Consider the following 20,563-nt stretch of genomic DNA (forward strand, 5'->3'; position numbering starts at 1 on the left):
CGATCGGCGCCTGTGAGGGCGTCCTCAGACGCCTGTCGTCAGCGCGATCAGCTTGTCCTTGACCTGGCGCCGGAGCACCTTCCCGATCAGAGACTTCGGGAGCTCATCGACGACGAAGACACGACGAGGGACCTTGTAGGGCGTGAGGATGCTCCGTGCGAAATCGCGGATGGCCTCGACGTCGACATCGGTTCCCTGGTCGACGACGATCGCCGCGACCACCTCTTCGCCGGAGTGCTCGCTCGGCAGACCGACGACCGCAGCATCCGCGACCTGCGGGTGCTGGCGCAGAGCGTTCTCGACCTCGGTGGGAGCGACGTTGAAGCCGCCCGTGATGATGAGTTCCTTGATGCGGTCGACGATGCGCACGAAACCGGCGTCGTCGATCGTCACGATGTCGCCGGTGCGGTACCACCCGTCGACGAAGACGGCCTCTGTCTCCTCGGGCTTGCCGTAGTAGCCCGAGAACACCTGCGGACCGCGCACGACGAGTTCTCCGGCCGTGCCGGGCGGTACGTCTTCGCTCGGGTTCTCCGGGTCCACGACGCGGCATTCGGTGCCCGGAAGGGGGAGTCCGACGGTACCGGGAACGCGGTTGTCCGCGACCGGGTTGGCCATGAGGACGGGCGAGCACTCGCTGAGTCCGTAGCCCTCGACGAGATAGCCGTGGGTGGCCTCCTCGAACGGAACGACCAACTCGTGCGGCAGGGCCATGGCACCCGAGATGGCCACCTCGATGCCGTCGAGTGACACGCCCTCGGCCTTCGCGGCGGCGAGGAGGCGATCCGCGATGGGCGGCACGAGCGGCAGGAATGTCGCCGGGTGCTTCTTGACGACGTCGAGAACGAGTTCCGGGTCGAACTTGGGGAACAGCACCAGTCGTGCACTCATCGACATCGCGAACGTCAGACAGAGCGTGAGGCCGTAAGCATGGAACATCGGCAGGACCGCGTAGACGACGCATCCCTTGCCCCGTTGGATGGAGGGAACCCACGCCTGGGCCTGCGCCGCGTTGGCCAGCAGGTTGCGGTGCGTGAGCGCCGCTCCCTTCGGTGTCCCTGTCGTTCCGGAGGTGTACTGGATGATCGCGAGATCGTCGGTCAGCGGCTTCGGGTGCGACGCCGGGAGTGGTTCCGAGGCGAGCAGCGTGTCCCAGACGACCGTGCCGCGCACCCTCTCCGTGAGCGCGGCTCGCGACTCGCGTGCTTTGGTCACCGGCAGCCGCAGGGCGAAACGGGTGAGGAAGGGCATGGCGCGGGTCACGTCCACCGAGACGAGGTTCGTCACCGCAAGATCCGCCGGGAACTCCTGCACCGTGGAGACGACTTTGTTCCAGACGATCGCGTGCTTCGCGCCGTGGTCTTCGAACTGCTTGCGCAGCTCGCGCGGCGTGTAGAGCGGGTTGTGCTCGACGACGACGGCGCCGAGACGGAGCACCGCATAGAAAGCCACGATGTGCTGCGGGCAGTTCGGCAGCACGATCGCGACGGGGTCGCCGGCGCGGACACCGAGATCGCGCAGACCCGCCGCCGCGCGGTCGATCGCCGACTGGAGCTGCGCATACGTCGTCTCCCGACCGAAGAACTGGAGGGCGGGGGCGTCCGGATAGTCGCGCGCCGAGGCGGCGACGATGTCCACGAGCGATCCGTCGACGGGAGAGAGGTCTTCCGGGACGCCGTCGGCATAGCTGGCGATCCACGGGCGAGGAGGCTGGAACGTGCTCACCCGCCCAGCATAGGGCGAGCCGCGTGGAGAGCATGGGACTGCGGAGCGCGCCAACTAGACTGGGGGAGTGTCTGAAATCACCCCTGAACTCGTGCGCCATCTCGGTGTGCTCGCACGCATCCAGCTGAACGACGACGAGGTGTCGCGGCTCACGAGCCAGCTCGACGCGATCGTCGACAACATCGCGAAGGTGTCGGAGGTCGCAACCCCCGACGTCGTCGCGACGAGCCACCCGATCCCGCTGAGCAATGTCTTCCGTCCCGACGTGGTCGGGCAGACGCTCACGCACGAGCAGGTGCTTCAGAACGCACCGGATGCCGCCGACGGCCGCTTCCGCGTGACCGCGATCCTGGGAGAAGAACAGTGAGCGACATCATCCGGCTGGATGCGGCGGATCTCGCCGCGAAGCTCGCCGCCGGCGAGGTGTCGAGCGTCGAGGCGACGCAGGCGCACCTCGACCGCATCGCTGCGGTCGACGGCGACGTTCACGCGTTCCTGCACGTCAACCAGGGGGCGCTCGAGGCCGCAGCGGCGATCGACGCACGACGGGCCGCCGGTGAGTTGCTCGGCCCGCTCGCAGGCGTACCGCTGGCCATCAAGGACGTGCTGGTCACGACCGACCAGCCGACGACGAGCGGCTCGCGCATCCTCGAGGGATACCGCTCGCCGTACGACGCCACGGTCGTGGCGCGGTCACGCGCAGCGGGCATGATCGCCCTCGGCAAGACGAACATGGACGAGTTCGCCATGGGCTCCTCCACCGAGCACTCGGCGTACGGTCCCACGCACAACCCCTGGGACCTCGATCGGATCCCTGGCGGCTCCGGCGGCGGCTCTGCCGCCGCGGTCGCCGCGTTCGAGGCGCCCCTCGCGCTGGGTTCCGACACCGGAGGCTCGATCCGTCAGCCCGCCCACGTGACCGGCACGGTCGGCGTCAAGCCGACATACGGCGGTGTGAGCCGTTACGGAGCCATCGCCCTCGCCTCGAGCCTCGACCAGGTGGGCCCGGTCTCTCGGACCGTGCTCGACTCCGGTCTGCTGCACGACGCGATCGGCGGGCACGACCCGAAGGACTCGACCTCGCTGCGCGACACCTGGCCGTCGTTCGCCGAGGCCGCACGAGAGGGTGCGCGCGGAGACGTGCTCAAGGGTCTCAAGGTGGGCGTCATCCGCGAGCTCCCGGACAGTGGGTTCCAGCCCGGTGTGGCATCGTCCTTCCGCAGCGCGCTCGCGCTCATGGAGTCGCAGGGTGCCGAGATCGTCGAGATCGGCGCCCCCCACTTCGAGTACGGTGTCGCCGCGTATTACCTGATCCTCCCGGCCGAGGCATCCAGCAACCTCGCGAAGTTCGACTCGGTGCGGTTCGGCCTGCGGGTGACTCCCGATGGCAACCCGACCGTCGAGGACGTCATGTCCGCGACACGCGACGCCGGATTCGGCGACGAGGTCAAGCGACGCATCATCCTCGGCACCTACGCGCTGTCCGCCGGTTACTACGACGCCTACTACGGCAGTGCGCAGAAGGTCCGCACCCTCATCCAGCAGGACTTCGCGAACGCCTTCGCCGAGGTCGACGTGATCGCGACGCCCTCGGCGCCGACGACGGCGTTCAAGCTCGGCGAGAAGATCGACGACCCGCTGCAGATGTACCTGAACGACATCACCACGATCCCGGTGAACCTCGCTGGCGTTCCCGGCATCTCCATCCCCAGCGGTCTCGCAGACGACGACGGTCTCCCCGTCGGCATCCAGTTCATCGCCCCGGCTCGTGAGGACGCCCGACTCTACAAGGTCGGCGCCGCGCTCGAGACGCTGCTCGTGGACTCGTGGGGTGCGCCACTGCTCACCCGTGCACCGCAGCTCGCAGGAGGGAAGCGCTGATGGCCGCCGCCAAGCTCATGGACTTCGACAAGGCGCTCGAGATGTTCGAGCCGGTCCTCGGATTCGAGGTGCACGTCGAGCTCAACACGAACACGAAGATGTTCTCGGATGCGCCGAACCCGGCGAACGAGGCGTTCCACGCCGCCGAGCCGAACACGCTCATCGCCCCGGTCGACCTCGGGCTGCCCGGGTCGCTGCCGGTCGTGAACGAGACGGCCATCCGCTCCTCGATCAGCCTGGGGCTCGCCCTCGGCTGCTCGATCGCGGAGTCGAGCCGATTCGCCCGGAAGAACTACTTCTACCCGGACCTCGGCAAGAACTACCAGATCTCGCAGTACGACGAGCCGATCGCCTACGAGGGATCGGTCGAGGTCGAGCTCGAGGACGGAACGCTCATCACGATCCCGATCGAGCGCGCGCACATGGAGGAAGACGCCGGGAAGCTGACCCACATGGGTGGGGCGACCGGACGCATCCAGGGCGCCGAGTACTCGCTGGTCGATTACAACCGTGCGGGCGTGCCTCTGGTCGAGATCGTCACCAAGACGATCTTCGGTACCGACCACCGTGCACCCGAGGTCGCCAAGGCGTATGTGCAGGCCATCCGCGACATCGTCCGCGGACTCGGCATCTCCGAGGCGCGTCTCGAGCGCGGCAACCTGCGATGCGACGCGAACGTCTCCCTCCGGCCCCGCGGCCAGGAGAAGCTCGGCACGCGCACGGAGACGAAGAACGTGAACTCCATGCGGTCGGTCGAGCGTGCGGTGCGGTACGAGATCCAACGCCAGGCGCAGATCCTCGCCGACGGCGGGACCATCACGCAGGAGACCCGGCACTGGCACGAGGACACCGGCACGACCTCGCCCGGCCGTCCCAAGTCCGATGCCGACGACTACCGCTACTTCCCGGAGCCCGATCTGCTGCCGGTGGAGCCTGCCGCCGAACTGATCGAAGAGCTGCGCGCGGCGCTGCCCGAGCAGCCGGTGGCACGCCGTCGCCGCCTGATGGCGGAGTGGGGCTTCACCGACCTGGAGTTCCAGGATGTCCGCAACGGCGGACTGCTCGAGGTCGTGGAGGCGACGATCGCCGCTGGGGCGACTCCGGCCACCGCGCGCAAGTGGTGGACGGGTGAGATCTCCCGTCTCGCGAACGCCCAGGAGAAGGACGCCACCGAGCTCATCAGCCCGGAGAACGTCGCAGCCCTGCAGCAGCTCGTCGACGCCGGCACCCTCACCGACAAGCTCGCTCGTCAGGTGCTCGAAGGCGTCATCGCCGGCGAGGGCAACCCGCAGGAGGTCGTCGACGCCCGTGGACTCGCGGTCGTGTCGGACGACGGCGCATTGATCGCCGCCATCGACGAAGCACTCGCCGCGCAGCCCGACGTCATGGCGAAGATCAAGGACGGCAAGGTGCAGGCCGCCGGTGCTGTCATCGGAGCGGTCATGAAGGCGATGAAGGGCCAGGCGGACGCCGCACGCGTCCGTGAACTCATTCTCGAGCGCGCTGCGCAGTAGCGTGCGACCCCGGGCCTCATGTCGGAGGCCCGGGGGAGGATGGATGCATGGGACACGGTGACGGCAGCGGACGGATCGTCTCCGCCATCGATGCCGACGACACCGGTACGAGGATCCTGCACGTCGACATGGACGCGTTCTACGCGGCGGTCGAGGTGCTCGATGATCCCTCTCTCCGCGGCGTGCCGCTGATCATCGGCGCGCCGGACGGCCGTTCGGTCGTCTCGAGCGCATCGTACGAGGCGCGCCGATACGGCGTTCGCGCGGCGATGCCGGTTTCGCAGGCCCTCAGGCTGTGTCCGTCCGCGCGTATCGTCCCCCCGCACTTCCACCGGTACCAGGAGGTCTCTCGGCAGGTGATGGCGATCTTCGAATCGTTCACACCGCTCGTGGAGCCGCTGTCCGTCGACGAGGCGTTCCTCGATGTGCAGGGTGTGCGTCGTCTCTGGGGGAGCCCCGCGCGCATTGCCGAACTCATCCGAGCGCGCGTCCTCGATGAGGTCGGGATCACGTGCAGCGTCGGCGTCGCCGCCACCAAGCACGTCGCCAAGATGGCTTCGACGATATCCAAGCCCGACGGGATGCTCGTCGTCGCGGCGAAGGACACGCTCGACTTCCTCTCTCCTCGACCGGTCCGTGCCATGTGGGGCGTCGGGCCGAAGGCCGCTGAAGCGCTGGAGGCTCGGGGGATCCGAACGGTGCGAGATGTGCGAGATGCCCCGCGCGAGATGATCGAACGCGCTGTCGGGCCTGCGCTGAGTGCGCGACTCGCACAGCTCGCCCGGGGAGAGGATGCGCGCGTCGTCGACACGGAGCGCGTGGAGAAGAGCATCGGTCATGAGGAGACCTTCGACGCCGACATCCTCGACCGCTCGTTCCTGCGCGCGGAACTGCTCCGACTGGCCGACCGCGTCGCTGCCCGGCTCCGCCGAGCGGAGTGGGAGACATCGACCGTCGCGATCAAGATCCGTTTCGATGACTTCCGTACGCTGAGCCGGTCCCAGACACTGAGCGAGCCCACAGCAGTGGGTCAGCGCATCGGAGAAGCCGCTCAGTCCCTGTTCGAGCAGATCGACCGTCGTGATCCGGTGCGACTCGTCGGCGTCCGTGCCGAGAATCTTCGACCAGCCGGCGGAGGCGCCCTCGGGCTCTGGGACGACGACGAGGACTGGCGCCGAGTCGAGGGCGCGATGGATGAGGCCGTCGCCCGGTTCGGCGCGGCGACGATCAGTCGCGCCCGACACATCGGCCGCGGCGATGGCAGAGGCGCCGCACAACACCCGAAAGCCCACGGCCTGGATTGATCCCACAGGGCATGGTTCCTCGGCTAGCGTGGGGTTATGCCGAACATTGCACTGGAACTCGGAAAACAAGCTGCGTCCTTCGGCGTGAAGAGCGCGTACGGAGAGCCGCAGGACGTCGACGGTGTGAGCATCACGCCGGTCGCGTTCACCTACTCGGGCTTCGGCGGCGGCAGCGGAGACGGTGCCGAAGGTGGCGGTGGCGGTGGAGTCTCCGTTCCCGTCGGCGTGTATGTGCGTCGCGAGGAGGGGTTGCGCTTCGAGCCGAACATCGTCACGCTTCTCGTGGTCGCCGTGCCGTTCGTCTGGGTCGCCGGACGGGCGCTCACCCGCATCATCCGTGCCCTCAAGAAGTGACGACCCGGTCTCAGCCGCGCTGGAGCAGGCTGCGACACTGATCGAGCAGGATGTCCGCGCCGTCGCCGCTGTCAACCCGGTCGTGATCATCGACGGCGGCAGCGGAGCGGGCAAGTCCTCTCTCGCCTCCCTGCTCGTGCGTCGCTGGCCCGTGGTCGGCCATGTGCAGCTCATCGCGCTGGACTCGCTGTACCCCGGCTGGGATGGTCTCGAAGGCGGCGTCGAGCGCGCCCTGGAGTGGATCCTCCGCCCGCACGGCCGCGGTTACCTCGGGACCTGGCGGCGGTGGGACTGGGAGGCTCAGGCTGAAGCGGAAAGCCACGCCGTCGATCCGGCCCTCGGCGTGATCGTCGAGGGCAGCGGGATACTCCGGGCGTCGACCGCCGGCCTCGCCGACGTCAGAATCTGGGTGGAGTCCGCGGAGGCGTCGCGCAAGGCGCGAGCTCTGGCCCGCGACGGCGACACCTACCGCCCGCACTGGGACCGCTGGGCTGCGCAGGAGCGTCTGCACCGGGAGCGGGACGATCCTCGTTCCCTCGCCACCCGAGTCGTCGAGGTTCCCTAGCGCCTTCCATCGGCGTCATCCGCCGCCTGGATGAGAACTTCCAGGCGGTAGCCGAGCCAGTCGTACACATCGTGACGACCGTCGGTTCCGGTCTCTTCGTCGGAGGTGATCCCCAGGCGAGCCGCGATCACGAGTCGAATGGCGGTGAGCGTGCGGAGCCAGGAGTCGAGGTCTGCCGCGGGCACCGACAGCTCGCGCGTCTGAAGGGCCTCTGCCTCCTCAATGCCGTCGCCATCCCCGGGGAGTTCTCGGAGCGCTGCCCGCATCAGGCGCGCATCGCTGAGTCGCCGATCGAGGAGGTCGTCTCGCGTGCTCTCCGCGAAGCCGGCAGCGGAGGCCGGATCGTCGGGGTAGGGGTTCGGCGCCAACCGGTCGATCGCGGGATCGCCGACGTCACGCGAGGTGACGAGCAGCTCCAGGAAGTCGTCCACGAGCTTCGCGAGGTGGTGCTCCTCGATGGCGGTGATCGGGACGATCACGGTGTCAGAGGTCATGACGTCGCCTTTCTGACCGTGGCCCAGAGCCCGAAGTCGTGCATGGCCTGTGCATGCACCTCCATGGTCTCGCGCGGTCCGGTGGCCACGATCGCATGCCCGTCGTGGTGCACGGCGAGCATCAACGCCGTCGCGTGATCGAGGGAGTACCCGAAATACGTGCGGAAGACGCGCACCACGTAGCTCATCAGGTTGACGGGGTCGTTCCAGACCACCACCTGCCATGGCTCGAGGGGAGCAGCGCTCAGGTCGGTCACCTCATCGAGGTCGGGAACCGCTGTCGGGATCGTCACGCCCAGCCCATCTCATGCAACTGCTCGTCGTCGATTCCGTAGAAGTGCGCGATCTCATGGACCAGTGTGGTGTGGATCTCGTCGCGGAGCTCGTCGTCGGTCTCGCACTGCGCGAGATGCGGTTCGCGGTAGACGACGATGCGATCGGGGAGTTCACCCATTCCGTACTGCGTCCGCTCGGTCAGCGCCAAGCCGTCGTAGAGCCCGAGCAGATCGAGGCTGCCGTCCTCGGGCCGATCCTCGACGACGAACACCACGTTCTCCAGCCCTTCGACCATGTCGTCGGGGAGGCGGTCGAGCTCGTCGATCACGAGCTCTTCGAAGGCGGCGGCATCCATGTCCATCATCTCCAGCCTAGGGGCGACGGATGGTCAGTGGAGGAGAACGAGGATCGCGGCCACCACGATGAACAGGGCACCGAAGACCGTGTTGAGGACACGCTGCCCTCGCGCCGTGCGCGTGAGACGACGGAAGGGGCGCGCGGCCGCAGCGAAGAACCCCCACATCACGATCACATCGACGACGATCACGGTGACGATGAGGGTGAGGTACTGGGGCAGTGGCGGCTCATCCAGCCGGACGAACTGCGGGATGAACGCCAGGAAGAAGACGATCGCCTTCGGGTTCAGCAGGTTGACCCAGAACCCCCGGCGGATCATCGACCAGTGGCTCTCCCTGGAATCGACCGGAACGGGAACGTCGTCGACCACGACCGCCGGCTTCGTGAGGATGAGACGTATCCCGAGGAACACCAGGTACGCCGCGCCGGCATAGCGGATGCCGTTGAAGAGCACCTCCGAGCGAGAGACCAGCAGCCCGACGCCGGCGGCCACGACAGCCACATGGACGATCAACGCGATCTGCTGCCCGACGATGCCCCATATCGATCGTCGCCACCCTTGATTCATGGCGTTCGACATCGTGTTGATCGCACCGGCGCCGGGCGTGAAACTGATCACGACGGAGGCGGTCAGCAACGAGAACCAGACCGCGAGCGACACCCCGTCAGTCTAGAGCTCCGGAGGGGAACAGGCCGATCATGCGGAGATGCGAAGAAGGCCCGAACCTTGCGATTCGGGCCTTCTTCAGGAGGGTGAGTAACGGGACTCGAACCCGCGACATCCGGCACCACAAGCCAGCGCTCTACCAGCTGAGCTATACCCACCATGTGCCCACCGGAGCAGGCAACCATACGAGTGTATTACATGTTCGGAGTGAACTCGGACACCGTGCGCGAAGCGATCTCCCGTGCCTCGTCGCTGGACGGCCCCGGCTCATCGACGAACACTGCTTCGCGGTAGTACCGGAGCTCCCTGATCGACTCGAGGATGTCGGCGAGCGCACGGTGACCCCCGTCTTTGGAGGGGGCCTGGAAGAACACCCGCGGGTACCAACGGCGCGAGAGCTCCTTGATGCTGGAGACGTCGACGTTGCGGTAGTGCAGCCACTGATCCACCTGCGGCATGTACTTCGCCAGGAACATCCGATCCGTGCCGATCGTGTTCCCGGCCAGAGGCGCTTTGCGCTCCAGCGGAACGAAGCGCTTGATGTACGCGAGGGTCTGGGACTCAGCCTCCTCCAGCGACACTCCACCGGCGATCTCCTCGATGAGTCCCGATGTCTCGTGCATCTTCGTGACGAAGTCGTTCATGTGCTCGAGGGCACTCTCATTGGGGCGGATCACCACCTGGAATCCCGGATCGATGGGGTTGAGCTCGAAGTCGGTGACGACGACGGCGATCTCGACGAGCTCGTCGACCGCCAGATCGAGGCCCGTCATCTCGCAGTCGATCCATACGAGACGATCATTCTCGGACGCAGATACCATGCCGCCATACTATCGACGGGCCCGACATCGCCGACCGGAGCGTGCTTCACGAAACGCCTCTGGGACCGCGATACTCTAGAGATGTGCGCCTCCGTAGCTCAGGGGATAGAGCAGGAGCCTTCTAATCTCTTGGTCGCAGGTTCGAATCCTGCCGGGGGCACCACACGAGTCGAATGCCCCGCGACACACGGCGCATCGAGGCATTGGCCGTCGAATCTCCGCCTGCGTCGTCGACCGCGCTGAACTCGTCAGGAATAGCGGAGGGCCGCGACGGCATCGTCCGCGCGCCAGAACTCACCGACGACCCGGAAGACGCCCGTCGCGAGATGAAGGCGCTCCGCGCGGTATCGAAGCCCGAGCGGATCCGCGACGATGCGCAGGTGACCGAGCACGTGCTCCCGCTGATCCTGCACTCTCCAGAGGTGATCTGCGGCGCGGACCAGATGCTCTCGTGCGGAAGCGAGTCGAGGCGTGGCGTAGGGGATCTCGGGGAGGGAGGTGATCAGGTTGTCGGACATCGGGGCTCCTTTCGCGATTCGAAGATATGACCGACCTCCGACATTCGGGCCGGTGAGGTCCTCCCGCCCTCATCGGGGCTTTCTCTCCACAGACGCCGTCTGAACGAGGCTGTCCACCGCTTGCACGATTCGGGCGATCGGCTCCCGTCGTCACGCCCCACTCTGGAGGGACCCGGAAGAGATCCGGCGACGAGAGGATGAGCACATGATCGACACCCTGACCATCGTCGGGAGAGTCGCCACCGACCCGACGCAGGTCCAGACAGGGGGCGGCGTCTCGGTCACCAACTTCCGCCTCGCCAGCACGCACCGTCGCTTCGACGCCGCGACCCAGACGTGGACGGACTCCGGGACCAACTGGTTCTCCGTGGCCGCATTCCGACAGCTCGGCGAGAACGCGAAGGCGTCACTGCGCACTGGTGACAGCGTGATCGTGACCGGTCGCCTGAAGATCCGAAACTGGGAGAGCAACGGCAAGCACGGCACCAGCGTCGACATCGAAGCGGATGCGATCGGACATGACCTGCGGTGGGGGACGACCGCCTACCGACCGCAGGCGCGTGCGCAGGCGAGTGCCACGGAGACGTCAACCGACTCCGCGGACGCGTCATCCGGCCATGAGGGAGTCGGCGGCCCCGATGAGGAGAAGGACTCCTCGACGATCGACCTCTCCTGGGCTGATCCGGAGGCGGAGATGACGGGGAGGGGCTGACCTGCCGAGTTCGGAGAGATGAGGGCGCGGGCCGGCTGTTCGGGCGAGACGAAGGGGAAGGCGACGTAGACTCGGCACGTGCTTCGTCGATCGGTCCTCTCGCCCGCGCGTGCAGCCGGCGTCCTCGCCGCCACGGCTGCGGCCGCCCTCCTTCTCTCCGGGTGCACGCCGAGCCCCGCTCCGTCACCTTCCCCGTCGGTCTCCGCCTCGCCCGGTGCGGAGTCGACGATTCCCGCGGCCCCCGTCCTGGTGCCCGATGGCACCGCCGAGGAGAACCTGCCTGTGTTCACGGCGACCGCGGAAGGCATCTGGGCGACCGATCAGCGGGGGTTCGGTCGCGCCTACATCGACGCTCTGATCAGTGCAGGGTTCGATCGCGAGGCGATGCAGGTGACCCAGGATCAGACCACGGTAGGGAATCCGGCGGAGAGTCTGCAGTTCTCCGTGCGCTGGGGCGACGATGAGTGTCTCGTCGGCCAGGTCGGGCCCTCGACGGGGCAAGTCGTCACCGCGGTTCTCCCGCAACTCGCCGAGGGGCGCTGCCTCATCGGCGCCACACGTCCTATCGACTGGTGACACGCCAGGGGGCCGGTAGGCTGGAGTGTCGATCTTCGACGCCAACAGAAGGAGCGGTTTTCGGTGGCTGAGTACATCTACTCGATGGTTCGTGCACGCAAGGCAGTGGGCGAGAAGCTCATCCTGGACGACGTGACCATGGCGTTCCTCCCCGGGGCCAAGATCGGTATGGTCGGCCCCAACGGCGCCGGTAAGTCGACCATCCTCAAGATCATGGCGGGTCTGGACACCCCCTCGAACGGGGAGGCGAAGCTCTCTCCGGGGTTCACCGTCGGCATCCTCATGCAGGAACCGGAACTCGACGAGACGAAGACCGTGCTCGAGAACATCCAGGACGGCATCGCGATCAAGGCGAAGCTCGACCGCTTCAACGAGATCTCGGCACTCATGGCCGATCCCGATGCCGACTTCGACGCTCTCCTGGCGGAGATGGGTTCGCTTCAGGAAGAGATCGACGCGGCGGACGGCTGGGACCTCGACTCGCAGCTCGATCAGGCCATGGATGCGCTGCGCACCCCTCCGGGCGACGCGGCGATCGCCCCGCTCTCCGGTGGTGAGAAGCGTCGCGTGGCGCTGGCGAAGCTGCTCCTGCAGAAGCCTGACCTCCTGCTCCTCGACGAGCCGACCAACCACCTCGACGCCGAGAGCGTGCTGTGGCTCGAGCAGCACCTGCAGGCCTACAAGGGTGCCGTCATCGCGATCACCCACGACCGGTACTTCCTCGACCATGTGGCCGAGTGGATCGCCGAGGTCGACCGCGGCCGCCTGATCGGCTACGAGGGCAACTACTCGACCTATCTGGAGAAGAAGGGCGAGCGCCTCGAGATCCAGGGCAAGAAGGACGCCAAACTCGCCAAGCGCCTCAAGGAGGAGCTGGAGTGGGTGCGCTCGAGTGCAAAGGGGCGTCAGACCAAGTCGAAGGCGCGTCTCGCTCGCTACGAGGAGATGGCGTCCGAGGCCGAGCGCACCAGGAAGCTGGACTTCGAGGAGATCCAGATCCCCGCAGGACCGCGTCTCGGTAGCGTCGTCATCGAGGCCAAGAATCTGAAGAAGGGCTTCGACGGACGCTCGCTCATCGATGGACTCAGCTTCAGCCTGCCGCCGAACGGCATCGTCGGTGTCATCGGCCCGAACGGTGTTGGAAAGACGACGCTGTTCAAGACCATCGTCGGCCTCGAGCCTCTCGACGGCGGAGATCTGAAGATCGGCGAGACGGTCAAGATCAGCTACGTCGACCAGTCGCGCTCCAACATCGACCCGAACAAGACGCTGTGGGAGGTCGTCTCCGACGGCCTCGACTACATCACCGTCGGCAAGACCGAGATCCCGTCCAGGGCGTACGTCTCCAAGTTCGGCTTCAAGGGTCCGGACCAGCAGAAGAAGGCAGGTGTGCTCTCTGGTGGTGAGCGCAACCGCCTGAACCTCGCGCTGACCCTCAAGGAGGGCGGCAACCTGCTGCTCCTCGACGAGCCGACCAACGACCTCGACGTGGAAACCCTGAGCTCGCTCGAGAACGCGCTGCTCGAATTCCCCGGCTGCGCCGTGGTCATCACCCACGACCGGTGGTTCCTGGACCGCATCGCCACGCACATCCTCGCCTACGAGGGGACCGATGAGAAGCCTGACCAGTGGTACTGGTTCGAGGGCAACTTCGAGGCCTACGAGGAGAACAAGATCGAGCGCCTCGGGGCGGATGCGGCCAAGCCGCACCGCTCGACGCACCGCAAGCTGACGCGCGACTGAGCCTGTCGTGACCGCATCGCCGGGGCCCCGCCTGCACATCCCGATCCAGCTCCGCTGGGGCGATCTGGATGCGTTCAACCACGTCAACAACACCTCGATGCTGAAGCTGCTCGAGGAGGCTCGTGTGCGAGCGTTCTGGCGTGCGGGCCCCGGCGAGGAGGCACCCTCGACGGCAGTGCTCGACTCGGGCATCGACGAGGGCATCCTCACGCTCATCGCTCGCCAGGAGATCGAGTACCTCGCGCCCGTGCCGTACCAGCGGCGACCGCTCGAGGTGCAGATGTGGTTCGGGAAGCTCGGCGGGTCCAGCGTCGAGGTCTGCTATGAGGTGCACAACGACCCGACGGCAGACCCTCGTCAGATCTATGCGCGATCGACGGCGATCATCGTGCTCGTCGACGCGAAGACCGGACGCCCCACCCGCCTCACACAGGAGATGCGCGACGCCTGGGAGCCGTACCTCGGAGAGTCGATCCAGTACAGCCATCGCTGAGCCGCTCTCGGTCAGCGGGCTACGAGGGGCACGTGAGACTGTGCCTCGTAGTCGGTCGGGAGCGGATACTCCCGACCGACGCATCAATCCTGGCTGTCGGGAACCCGGATCATGATCTCCTGCGCGACGCTTGCCACGAGGGCTCCGTCGCGCGTGAAGATCCGTCCGGTGGCGAGCCCTCTGCCGCCGCGGGCGTTCGGCGACTCCTGCACGTACAGCAGCCACTCGTCCACGCGCGCAGGCCGGTGCCACCACATCGCGTGATCGAGGCTGGCGACCTTGAGACCGGGGAGCGCCCAATAGACGCCGTGGGCGCGGAGAATCGACTCTTGGATCGTCATGTCGCTGAGGTAGGCGAGGGCCGCCCTGTGCAGACGCTGGTCGTCGGGTAGCGGCGCGCGAAGACGCATCCACACGGCCTGCTGCGGCGTGCGCGCATCATCGCTCGGCAGATACAGAGGCGAGTCGACGTGGCGGATGTCCGCGGCGCGCTCGCTCAGCATCCGTGCGGTGCCGCCGGGGAGACCCTGAACCCGATCCTCGTCCGGTGCGAGTTCCTCAGGAGCGGGAATGCCATCGGGCATCGGCTGTGCGTGCTCGACGCCCGGGTCGGCGTCCTGGAAGGAAGCGATCATCGAGAAGATGGGCACACCGTTCTGGTAGGCCTGGGCACGACGCGTGGAGAACGAGCGTCCGTCATGGATGCGGTCGACGGAGATCGTGATGCCCTGACTCGCGTCGCCTGGACGCAGGAAGTAGCCGTGCATCGAGTGCACCGCCCGGTCTTCGGGGAGGGTACGCTCTGCAGCCAAGAGCGCCTGGGCGAGAACCTGTCCGCCGTAGATCCGGCCGGTGGGCATCGGGTGCGAGGAACCGGTGAAGATGTCCTCCGTCGTCCGTGCCTGCGTCGAATCGAGATCGAGGACCTCGAGCAGCCGCTCGACGGTCTGGATGGCGTGGTCTTCCGCGCTCATGGATTCCTCTCTGCGCCCCGGGGCGCCGCTCCGTTGGTAGTTTAGAACGCGTGCCGCATCACCTTCTCCTCGCCGACTCCCACACGGCGAAAGACGTCCTGACGTTCGTGGGTCGAGCGGCCAGGATCACCGACGAAGGCGTGCGGCTGCAGGCGTCGAGCGGCGTACTCGCCCTCACGACCGCGGCACTCGCCCCCCACGGCCTGTTCGATCAGACACCGACGATCCTCGCTATGCGCATCGTGCATGCCGATCCCGAACTCGAGTGCGATGTCGTCGTCGATCAGCTCACGAAGACCGACGAGCCACAGCGCCTCGAGCTCCCGGACACCGGACTCTCGCCGGCGTGGGCAGGTGTGGCGCCGCCTCGAGGCGGGTGGGAGCCGGTGTCGACGCTCGACGTCTCCGTGATCGCCCAGCGGGCGCAATGGGGGATCTCCGCCGTGGCCCGCGGCACCGCGCCGGGCTCGGGAGAGGAAGCCGTGCGAGCCCTCCGGGCCGCGATCTGGGGGGAGCCGGATGAGGACCTCGGTGACATCCCGCGAGGCGTCGCCTTCGCTGCGGAGGCGATGGGCTTCATCTCGGGCGAGGAACAGGTGGCCGTCTCTCGATCCGGGCGATGGACACGACTCGCCTTCCGGCGCGGTCATGTACTCTCCCGCGGCCCGGTTGCCTCAGGGCTCACGAATGTGCGTCACACCGGCTCCGCCGGCTGAGACGCCCCCTGCCGCCCGCGACGCAGAGGCACGTGGCCGCGCCGCAGCGCGACGATCCTGCTCACGAGGGCGCTGATCCCTCCCAGCACCAGGACCGCGCCGAGAAGGTCCAGAAGCGGGAACAGCCAGAGGTCGATCACCCAGTACTGCCAGTTGACGGAGCCCCCGAGCAACGCGGGAGTGAGGGGGATGACCAGCCCTGCGACGATCACGAGGATGAGCGGGAAGAGTCGGAGCAGGAGTCGCGGTGTCCGCGCGGACCGCCTTCCCGCCGCCCAGCGGGGAGCGCGAAGAGCCGTCACGAGGAGCAGGGTCAGAGCGACCGCGGCAAGGACCGACAGGATGCTGTTCGCGACGCCCAGAGGGTTCTCGTAGGGCTTCGGGGGCACGCCCTCGGATTCCGCGATCAGATTCTGCGCCAGCTCGCCGGGGGAGCCGACTCCGTTCGTGAGCACAACGACAGCTCTTCCCGTCTCGGGGGCGAAGGCCATGGACCCGGTGAACGTGGCCAGAGTGCCCCCGTGCGAGACGAAGCCAGATGCATCCCCTCCATCCGGGGCGAGGTGCTGCCAGCCGAGACCATACGGTGCAGCGTTGGGCTGCACCGCGTGGAGCTCGTCGAGCAGCGGGCGCTCCAGCAGTGCCGCACCGACCGTGCCCTGGTTGAAGCGGAGCCACTGCACCATGTCGGCGAGCGTCGACACCACGCCGCCGTTGCCTCCGCAACGCCCCGGCATCTCCGGCATCACGTACGCGAGACCCAGCACCACGGAGAAGCCGGGCGCGAGCTCATCCACAGTCCGGTCGCAGGCGTCCACGCTCAGCGAGTCGTGCATGCCCAGCGGCACGAAGAGACGCTCCCGAAGGAAATCATCGAGAGGCTGCCCCGACACGATCTCGACGATGCGGGCGGCGAGCGAGTAGTTCGTGTTGTGGTACTCGAATCGCACTCCCGGTTCCGCGACCAGTCGGCGCTCCCTGAGCTCGGCGATGACCGCCCGCGTGGTCCGCGGCGCGGGCAGCGCGAACTCGTCGTTCGTCTGCAGCGACAATCCCGAAGTATGGGACAGCAGCTGGCGGATCGTGATGTGCTCGTACCTCGCATCGGCCATCGTGAACTCCGGCAGGCGCTCGACGACGCGGTCATCGAGTTCCACTGAGCCGTCCTGGACCAGCAGCATGATCGCCGTCGCCGTCATCGACTTGCTCATCGACGCGATCCGGAACCGCGTCTCCGGCGTGATCGCCGCTCCGGCGCCGTCACGACCGCGCACGATCAGATCGACGTCTCCGTCGGAGATCACGGCCGCGGCGATCCCGGGAGTCGCGAACGTCTCCGTGTACGCCTCGACCGTCCTGGAGGCAGTCGTCGGGGTGTCCGCGGTGACAGTGGGAACAGCGCAGCTCGCGAGCAGTGTCGACAGGAGTCCGAGGAGCAAGAGGATGCGCACGAGCCCACCGTAAGCAGCACGGCCGGGCGGTTCGACGTGGAACGCCATGTCTTCGGGATACCCCGAACAAGTGCGACGGATCCCCGGAACGACGCCACCAGGAGAACTGGGGCCCGTGCCTCGGACCTCGCCCCGCGACTCAGACGGCGAGTGCGGCTGCGCGCCCCGCGGTGCGACCGGAGAAGAGGCAGCCGCCGAGGAAGGTTCCCTCGAGTGCCCGGTAGCCGTGCACGCCGCCGCCGCCGAAGCCGCTCGCCTCACCGGCCGCGTAGAGACCCGGGATCGGTTCGCCTGCGGCGTTCAGGGCGCGGCCTTCGAGATCCGTGTTGATACCGCCGAGGGACTTGCGCGTGAGCACGTGCAACTTCACGGCGACGAGCGGCCCCGCCGCAGGATCCTGAAGGCGGTGCGGGGCTGCGGTCCGGATGAGCTTGTCGCCGCGGTAGCCGCGCATCGACCGCAGCATGCCGATCTGCGCGTCCTTCGTGAAGTCGTTCTCCATCTCGCGGTCGCGAGCCTCGACCTCGCGCCGGACGTTGTCGAGGTCGAGGAGCTCGCCGCCAGGATGCTTCTGCATCTGTTCGAGCAGCGAGTCGAGATCGTTCTCGACGATGAAGTCCTCGCCCTCGTCGAGGAAGGACTGCACCGGACCCGTCGGTCCCTTGGCGAGGCGGGATTTCAGGAGGAGGCCGACATCCTTCCCCGTGAGGTCGGGGTTCTGCTCGCTGCCGGACAGGGCGAACTCCTTCTCGACGATCTGGCGCGACGTGACGAACCAGGAGTGGTCGTGGCCTGTCGTGCGCAGGTGCTCGAGTGTGCCGAGGGTGTCGAAGCCGGGGAACAGCGGCACGGGGAGCCGCTTTCCCGTAGCGTCCAGCCACAGAGACGAGGGGCCGGGCAGGATGCGGATCCCGTGCGAAGGCCACACCGGATCCCAGTTGGTGATGCCCTCGACGTAGTGCCACATGCGGTCGCCGTTGATCAGGCGGGCACCCGCGACTTCGCTCACACGATGCATCGAGCCGTCGACATATGCCGGCACCCCTGTGAGCATGTGGTCGGGTGCGGTGCCGAGCCGTTCGGGCCACGCTGCTCGCACGAGGTCGTGGTTGCCGCCGATCCCTCCTGAGCAGACGATCGTGGCGGTCGCCGAGATCTGGAACTCGCCGATCACCTCGCGAGACGATGGCACCCCGCGCTCCGCACCGCTGGTTGCGAGGATGTCCCCTCGTGCACCCGTGACGGTGCCGTCCGCGACGGTCAGCTCGCCGACGCGGTGACGCGGAAGGATCGTGAGCCGGCCGTCCCGCTCGCCCTGCTCGACGGCTGCCGCGAAGGGGGCGACGATGCCCGGTCCGGTGCCCCAGGTGATGTGGAAGCGGGGGACGGAGTTGCCCGGTCCGATCGCCCCGTAGCCGCCGCGCTCCGCCCAGCCGACGACGGGGAAGAAGCCGACGCCGCGTTCTCGAAGCCAGGCGCGCTTCTCGCCGGCCGCGAACTGCAGGTACGCCTGCGCCCAGCGGCGGGGCCATTCGTCTTCGTCGCGATCGAATCCGGCGTTGCCGAACCAGTCCTGGGTCGCGAGTTCGAGGGAGTCCTTGATGCCGAGGCGTCGCTGCTCTGGGGAGTCGATGAAGAACAGGCCCCCGAAAGACCACCAGGCCTGACCGCCGAGATTCGTGCGCGGCTCCTGATCCACCAGGATGACGCGCCGCCCGGCATCGAGTGCCTCCGCCGCCGCGACGAGGCCGGCCAACCCCCATCCGATCACAAGGACGTCTGCAGACAGGGGTGTCGTCGTCATGAGTTCTCCGTTGATTCCTGACGTGATCGGGCCTCGAGCGTCGGGCGACCACCCGGATCGGCACCGATCCCGGAAGGCTCGAGTGAGTTCACCATGGCATAGGCGGCCCGCTCCAGGTAGTCCCACAGCGTGGTTTCGTGCAGGGGGGACAACTGCGCCTCGTCCACAGCTGTTCGCATGTGACGAAGCCAACGATCGCGCGCGTCCGCGTCGATGCGGAAGGGCATGTGCCGCATACGGAGCCGCGGGTGTCCGCGCGTCTCGCCGTAGGTCGTGGGACCGCCCCAGTACTGCTCGAGGAACATCCGCAGGCGATCCTCCGCGGGGCCCAGGTCTTCTTCGGGGTACATCGGCTTCATCACCGGGTCGAGCGCGACCTCGCGGTAGAACACCGAGACGATCTTCGCGAACGTGTCGTGCCCGCCGATCTCGTCGTAGAAGGTCACTTCTGGGTGCTCCCGTCGTCGTTCGGCTTCTTGCGGCGCCAGATCCCGCGGTCGGGGATGATCGGGACGCCGGTCACGGCATTCGGCCGGGTCTTGGGCGGATTCGCTCCGCGCACGCGACGCGCCCCGTCGAGGCCCGTCGGCACGACATCGACCATGCGCGGAACGCCGATCTCCTTCTCGAGCAGTGCGGCGCGCAGTCGACGCCGCAGCTCCTGCGCGACGTCGTCCTTCGCGTTGGCGCGGGCCTTGATCACGATGCGCACCACGAGCGCATCGCCGTCGATGGACTCGAGCCCCCACAGCTCCGGCTTCTCGATGATGCGCGTGCGCCACTTCGGATCCTTCGCCAGCCCCTGCGCCGTCTCGAGCATGATGTGCTCGACCTGCTCCAGGTCGGAGTCGGCGGGGACGCCCAGGTCGATGATGGAGCGCGCCCAGCCCTGCGACATGTTGCCGATGCGGGTGACCTCGCCGTTGCGCACGTACCAGAGGGTGCCGTTGACGTCGCGCACCTGGGTGATGCGCACGCTGACATACTCGACGACGCCGCTCGCGAGACCGAGATCGACCACGTCGCCGATGCCGATCTGGTCTTCGGCGACGATGAACATGCCGTTGAGCACGTCCTTGACGATGTTCTGGGCGCCGAAGCCGAGGCCGGCGCCGACGGCAGCGGTCAGGAGGGTCAGGGAGCCGAGGAGCGTGGGATTCAAGGCGTTGACGATCAGTACGACCGCGATGACGACGAGCATCACGTTGACGATGTTCTGCAGGATCGTCCCCAGCGTGCGCGTGCGCTGCACGAGTCGCATGTCGGCGAGGGGGGATCGTTCGAGGGCCTGCGTGTCGTCGACCGACGCCTTGTTTTTGGCGCTGTCGACGATGCGGTGCACGACCCGCCGTATGACGATGCGCAGAACGAACCCGATCACGACACAGCTGGCGACGATGATCGCGACCGCAAGCGCGTTCATGCCTGCCTCGGCGAGCCAGGCGAGAAGCTTCTTCATCTCCTCGGGAAGCTCAGCCGGAGCAGGGGGAGTGGTGGTCGTCGCGGGGAGAATCATCACTCACGATCCTAGCGATCGGGTCTCTGCGCGGGCTGGGTGGATGTGCCCGACGAGAACGGAGACCACCCGTCCCGTCTCGCGGTGTCGTTCATGGACACG

23 protein-coding genes and 2 tRNA genes are annotated in these 20,563 nt (G+C 67.3%); 12 read left to right on the forward strand and 13 right to left on the reverse strand.

Annotated elements, in window-relative coordinates; all coding sequences use genetic code 11:
- Positions 1 to 24: 24 nt before the first annotated feature.
- On the reverse strand, positions 25 to 1,725 hold the full coding sequence (locus F6W70_RS07820) for a long-chain-fatty-acid--CoA ligase (protein ID WP_151486323.1): 1,701 nt from the start codon (positions 1,723 to 1,725) through the stop codon (positions 25 to 27).
- Positions 1,726 to 1,792: 67 nt separating this feature from the next.
- Between F6W70_RS07820 and gatC the strand changes: the two genes are divergently transcribed.
- Genes gatC through F6W70_RS07850 form a run of 6 tightly spaced genes read left to right on the forward strand, consistent with a single transcriptional unit; the run spans position 1,793 to position 7,343 of the window.
- Positions 1,793 to 2,092: an Asp-tRNA(Asn)/Glu-tRNA(Gln) amidotransferase subunit GatC gene (gatC, locus tag F6W70_RS07825; RefSeq protein ID WP_031206170.1), complete on the forward strand. Its 300-nt coding sequence runs from the start codon at positions 1,793 to 1,795 to the stop codon at positions 2,090 to 2,092.
- Positions 2,089 to 3,606 (forward strand): Asp-tRNA(Asn)/Glu-tRNA(Gln) amidotransferase subunit GatA, encoded by a 1,518-nt coding sequence (gene gatA / locus F6W70_RS07830; protein WP_151486324.1) that lies wholly within the window; start codon positions 2,089 to 2,091, stop codon positions 3,604 to 3,606. The genes gatC and gatA overlap by 4 nt, the downstream gene beginning before the upstream one ends.
- A complete protein-coding gene (gatB, locus tag F6W70_RS07835) occupies positions 3,606 to 5,120 on the forward strand; it encodes an Asp-tRNA(Asn)/Glu-tRNA(Gln) amidotransferase subunit GatB (protein ID WP_055868421.1) in 1,515 nt (504 codons plus the stop codon). Before gatA ends, gatB begins: the two co-directional genes overlap by 1 nt.
- Positions 5,121 to 5,167: 47 nt before the next feature.
- Positions 5,168 to 6,424 carry a DNA polymerase IV gene (gene dinB / locus F6W70_RS07840; protein ID WP_151486325.1) on the forward strand — a complete coding sequence of 419 codons (1,257 nt, stop codon included), beginning with the start codon at positions 5,168 to 5,170 and terminating at the stop codon, positions 6,422 to 6,424.
- 36 nt (positions 6,425 to 6,460) lie between these two features.
- On the forward strand, positions 6,461 to 6,778 hold the full coding sequence (locus tag F6W70_RS07845; RefSeq protein ID WP_031206169.1) for a hypothetical protein: 318 nt from the start codon (positions 6,461 to 6,463) through the stop codon (positions 6,776 to 6,778).
- Positions 6,762 to 7,343, forward strand: coding sequence for a nucleoside/nucleotide kinase family protein (locus F6W70_RS07850; RefSeq protein ID WP_151486326.1), 582 nt, complete (start codon positions 6,762 to 6,764; stop codon positions 7,341 to 7,343). Before F6W70_RS07845 ends, F6W70_RS07850 begins: the two co-directional genes overlap by 17 nt.
- Here the strand turns inward: F6W70_RS07850 and F6W70_RS07855 are convergent.
- The 6 genes from F6W70_RS07855 to orn form a co-directional block, all read right to left on the reverse strand.
- Positions 7,340 to 7,837, reverse strand: coding sequence for a DUF2017 family protein (locus F6W70_RS07855; RefSeq protein ID WP_151486327.1), 498 nt, complete (start codon positions 7,835 to 7,837; stop codon positions 7,340 to 7,342). The genes F6W70_RS07850 and F6W70_RS07855 overlap by 4 nt on opposite strands.
- Positions 7,834 to 8,130, reverse strand: a complete 297-nt coding sequence (clpS, locus tag F6W70_RS07860) for an ATP-dependent Clp protease adapter ClpS (protein ID WP_174799528.1) — start codon at positions 8,128 to 8,130, stop codon at positions 7,834 to 7,836. The genes F6W70_RS07855 and clpS overlap by 4 nt, the downstream gene beginning before the upstream one ends.
- Positions 8,127 to 8,474 (reverse strand): metallopeptidase family protein, encoded by a 348-nt coding sequence (locus F6W70_RS07865; protein ID WP_081603925.1) that lies wholly within the window; start codon positions 8,472 to 8,474, stop codon positions 8,127 to 8,129. The genes clpS and F6W70_RS07865 overlap by 4 nt, the downstream gene beginning before the upstream one ends.
- Positions 8,475 to 8,501: 27 nt before the next feature.
- Positions 8,502 to 9,131, reverse strand: coding sequence for a LysE family translocator (locus F6W70_RS07870; RefSeq protein WP_055868411.1), 630 nt, complete (start codon positions 9,129 to 9,131; stop codon positions 8,502 to 8,504).
- Between the two features lie 91 nt (positions 9,132 to 9,222).
- Positions 9,223 to 9,295 (reverse strand) — tRNA-His (locus F6W70_RS07875).
- A gap of 36 nt (positions 9,296 to 9,331) precedes the next feature.
- The gene (orn, locus tag F6W70_RS07880) at positions 9,332 to 9,958 is read right to left on the reverse strand and encodes an oligoribonuclease (RefSeq protein WP_055868406.1); all 627 of its coding nucleotides are present in this window, start codon (positions 9,956 to 9,958) and stop codon (positions 9,332 to 9,334) included.
- Between the two features lie 87 nt (positions 9,959 to 10,045).
- On the opposite strand from orn, the gene F6W70_RS07885 reads away from it, so the two are divergent.
- Positions 10,046 to 10,121: transfer RNA gene (locus F6W70_RS07885), tRNA-Arg, on the forward strand.
- Positions 10,122 to 10,206: 85 nt separating this feature from the next.
- On the opposite strand, the gene F6W70_RS07890 is transcribed toward F6W70_RS07885, so the two are convergent.
- Positions 10,207 to 10,476, reverse strand: coding sequence for a hypothetical protein (locus tag F6W70_RS07890; protein ID WP_017830680.1), 270 nt, complete (start codon positions 10,474 to 10,476; stop codon positions 10,207 to 10,209).
- Positions 10,477 to 10,681: 205 nt separating this feature from the next.
- Between F6W70_RS07890 and F6W70_RS07895 the strand changes: the two genes are divergently transcribed.
- From F6W70_RS07895 to F6W70_RS07910, 4 genes are all read left to right on the forward strand, one after another.
- A complete protein-coding gene (locus F6W70_RS07895) occupies positions 10,682 to 11,188 on the forward strand; it encodes a single-stranded DNA-binding protein (protein WP_141386023.1) in 507 nt (168 codons plus the stop codon).
- A 78-nt stretch (positions 11,189 to 11,266) separates the two neighbouring features.
- Positions 11,267 to 11,764 (forward strand): DUF6993 domain-containing protein, encoded by a 498-nt coding sequence (locus tag F6W70_RS07900; RefSeq protein WP_055868401.1) that lies wholly within the window; start codon positions 11,267 to 11,269, stop codon positions 11,762 to 11,764.
- Positions 11,765 to 11,827: 63 nt separating this feature from the next.
- Complete coding sequence (ettA, locus tag F6W70_RS07905; RefSeq protein ID WP_017830677.1) at positions 11,828 to 13,507, forward strand: energy-dependent translational throttle protein EttA; 1,680 nt, start codon at positions 11,828 to 11,830, stop codon at positions 13,505 to 13,507.
- Positions 13,508 to 13,514: 7 nt separating this feature from the next.
- Positions 13,515 to 14,000 carry an acyl-CoA thioesterase gene (locus F6W70_RS07910; protein WP_055868397.1) on the forward strand — a complete coding sequence of 162 codons (486 nt, stop codon included), beginning with the start codon at positions 13,515 to 13,517 and terminating at the stop codon, positions 13,998 to 14,000.
- Positions 14,001 to 14,083: 83 nt separating this feature from the next.
- On the opposite strand, the gene F6W70_RS07915 is transcribed toward F6W70_RS07910, so the two are convergent.
- Positions 14,084 to 14,974 carry an acyl-CoA thioesterase gene (locus F6W70_RS07915; protein ID WP_151486328.1) on the reverse strand — a complete coding sequence of 297 codons (891 nt, stop codon included), beginning with the start codon at positions 14,972 to 14,974 and terminating at the stop codon, positions 14,084 to 14,086.
- Positions 14,975 to 15,024: 50 nt separating this feature from the next.
- On the opposite strand from F6W70_RS07915, the gene F6W70_RS07920 reads away from it, so the two are divergent.
- Entirely contained in the window at positions 15,025 to 15,690 is a 666-nt protein-coding gene (locus F6W70_RS07920; protein ID WP_151486329.1) for a DUF8185 domain-containing protein, read from the forward strand.
- On the opposite strand, the gene F6W70_RS07925 is transcribed toward F6W70_RS07920, so the two are convergent.
- The 4 genes from F6W70_RS07925 to F6W70_RS07940 all read right to left on the reverse strand — a co-directional run bounded on the left by F6W70_RS07925 (position 15,669) and on the right by F6W70_RS07940 (position 20,461).
- Entirely contained in the window at positions 15,669 to 17,141 is a 1,473-nt protein-coding gene (locus F6W70_RS07925) for a serine hydrolase domain-containing protein (protein ID WP_318278834.1), read from the reverse strand. The two genes, F6W70_RS07920 and F6W70_RS07925, sit on opposite strands and share 22 nt — an antisense overlap.
- A 139-nt stretch (positions 17,142 to 17,280) precedes the next feature.
- Positions 17,281 to 18,945, reverse strand: coding sequence for an FAD-binding dehydrogenase (locus F6W70_RS07930; RefSeq protein ID WP_151486331.1), 1,665 nt, complete (start codon positions 18,943 to 18,945; stop codon positions 17,281 to 17,283).
- Positions 18,942 to 19,391, reverse strand: coding sequence for a globin (locus F6W70_RS07935; protein WP_151486332.1), 450 nt, complete (start codon positions 19,389 to 19,391; stop codon positions 18,942 to 18,944). The genes F6W70_RS07930 and F6W70_RS07935 overlap by 4 nt, the downstream gene beginning before the upstream one ends.
- Positions 19,388 to 20,461 carry a mechanosensitive ion channel family protein gene (locus F6W70_RS07940; RefSeq protein ID WP_151486333.1) on the reverse strand — a complete coding sequence of 358 codons (1,074 nt, stop codon included), beginning with the start codon at positions 20,459 to 20,461 and terminating at the stop codon, positions 19,388 to 19,390. Before F6W70_RS07940 ends, F6W70_RS07935 begins: the two co-directional genes overlap by 4 nt.
- Between the last annotated feature and the right edge of the window lie 102 nt (positions 20,462 to 20,563).

The organism is Microbacterium maritypicum (genome assembly GCF_008868125.1).
Lineage (GTDB): Bacteria > Actinomycetota > Actinomycetes > Actinomycetales > Microbacteriaceae > Microbacterium > Microbacterium maritypicum.

Coding starts and splice junctions, on each gene's coding strand:
- gatB (WP_055868421.1), top strand. CDS start 3,606: ATGGCCGCCGCCAAGCTCATGGACTTCGACAAGGCGCTCGAGATGTTC.
- dinB (WP_151486325.1), top strand. CDS start 5,168: ATGGGACACGGTGACGGCAGCGGACGGATCGTCTCCGCCATCGATGCC.
- F6W70_RS07845 (WP_031206169.1), top strand. CDS start 6,461: ATGCCGAACATTGCACTGGAACTCGGAAAACAAGCTGCGTCCTTCGGC.
- F6W70_RS07855 (WP_151486327.1), bottom strand. CDS start 7,837: ATGACCTCTGACACCGTGATCGTCCCGATCACCGCCATCGAGGAGCAC.
- F6W70_RS07865 (WP_081603925.1), bottom strand. CDS start 8,474: ATGGACATGGATGCCGCCGCCTTCGAAGAGCTCGTGATCGACGAGCTC.
- orn (WP_055868406.1), bottom strand. CDS start 9,958: ATGGTATCTGCGTCCGAGAATGATCGTCTCGTATGGATCGACTGCGAG.
- F6W70_RS07890 (WP_017830680.1), bottom strand. CDS start 10,476: ATGTCCGACAACCTGATCACCTCCCTCCCCGAGATCCCCTACGCCACG.
- F6W70_RS07895 (WP_141386023.1), top strand. CDS start 10,682: ATGATCGACACCCTGACCATCGTCGGGAGAGTCGCCACCGACCCGACG.
- F6W70_RS07915 (WP_151486328.1), bottom strand. CDS start 14,974: ATGAGCGCGGAAGACCACGCCATCCAGACCGTCGAGCGGCTGCTCGAG.
- F6W70_RS07930 (WP_151486331.1), bottom strand. CDS start 18,945: ATGACGACGACACCCCTGTCTGCAGACGTCCTTGTGATCGGATGGGGG.
- F6W70_RS07940 (WP_151486333.1), bottom strand. CDS start 20,461: ATGATTCTCCCCGCGACGACCACCACTCCCCCTGCTCCGGCTGAGCTT.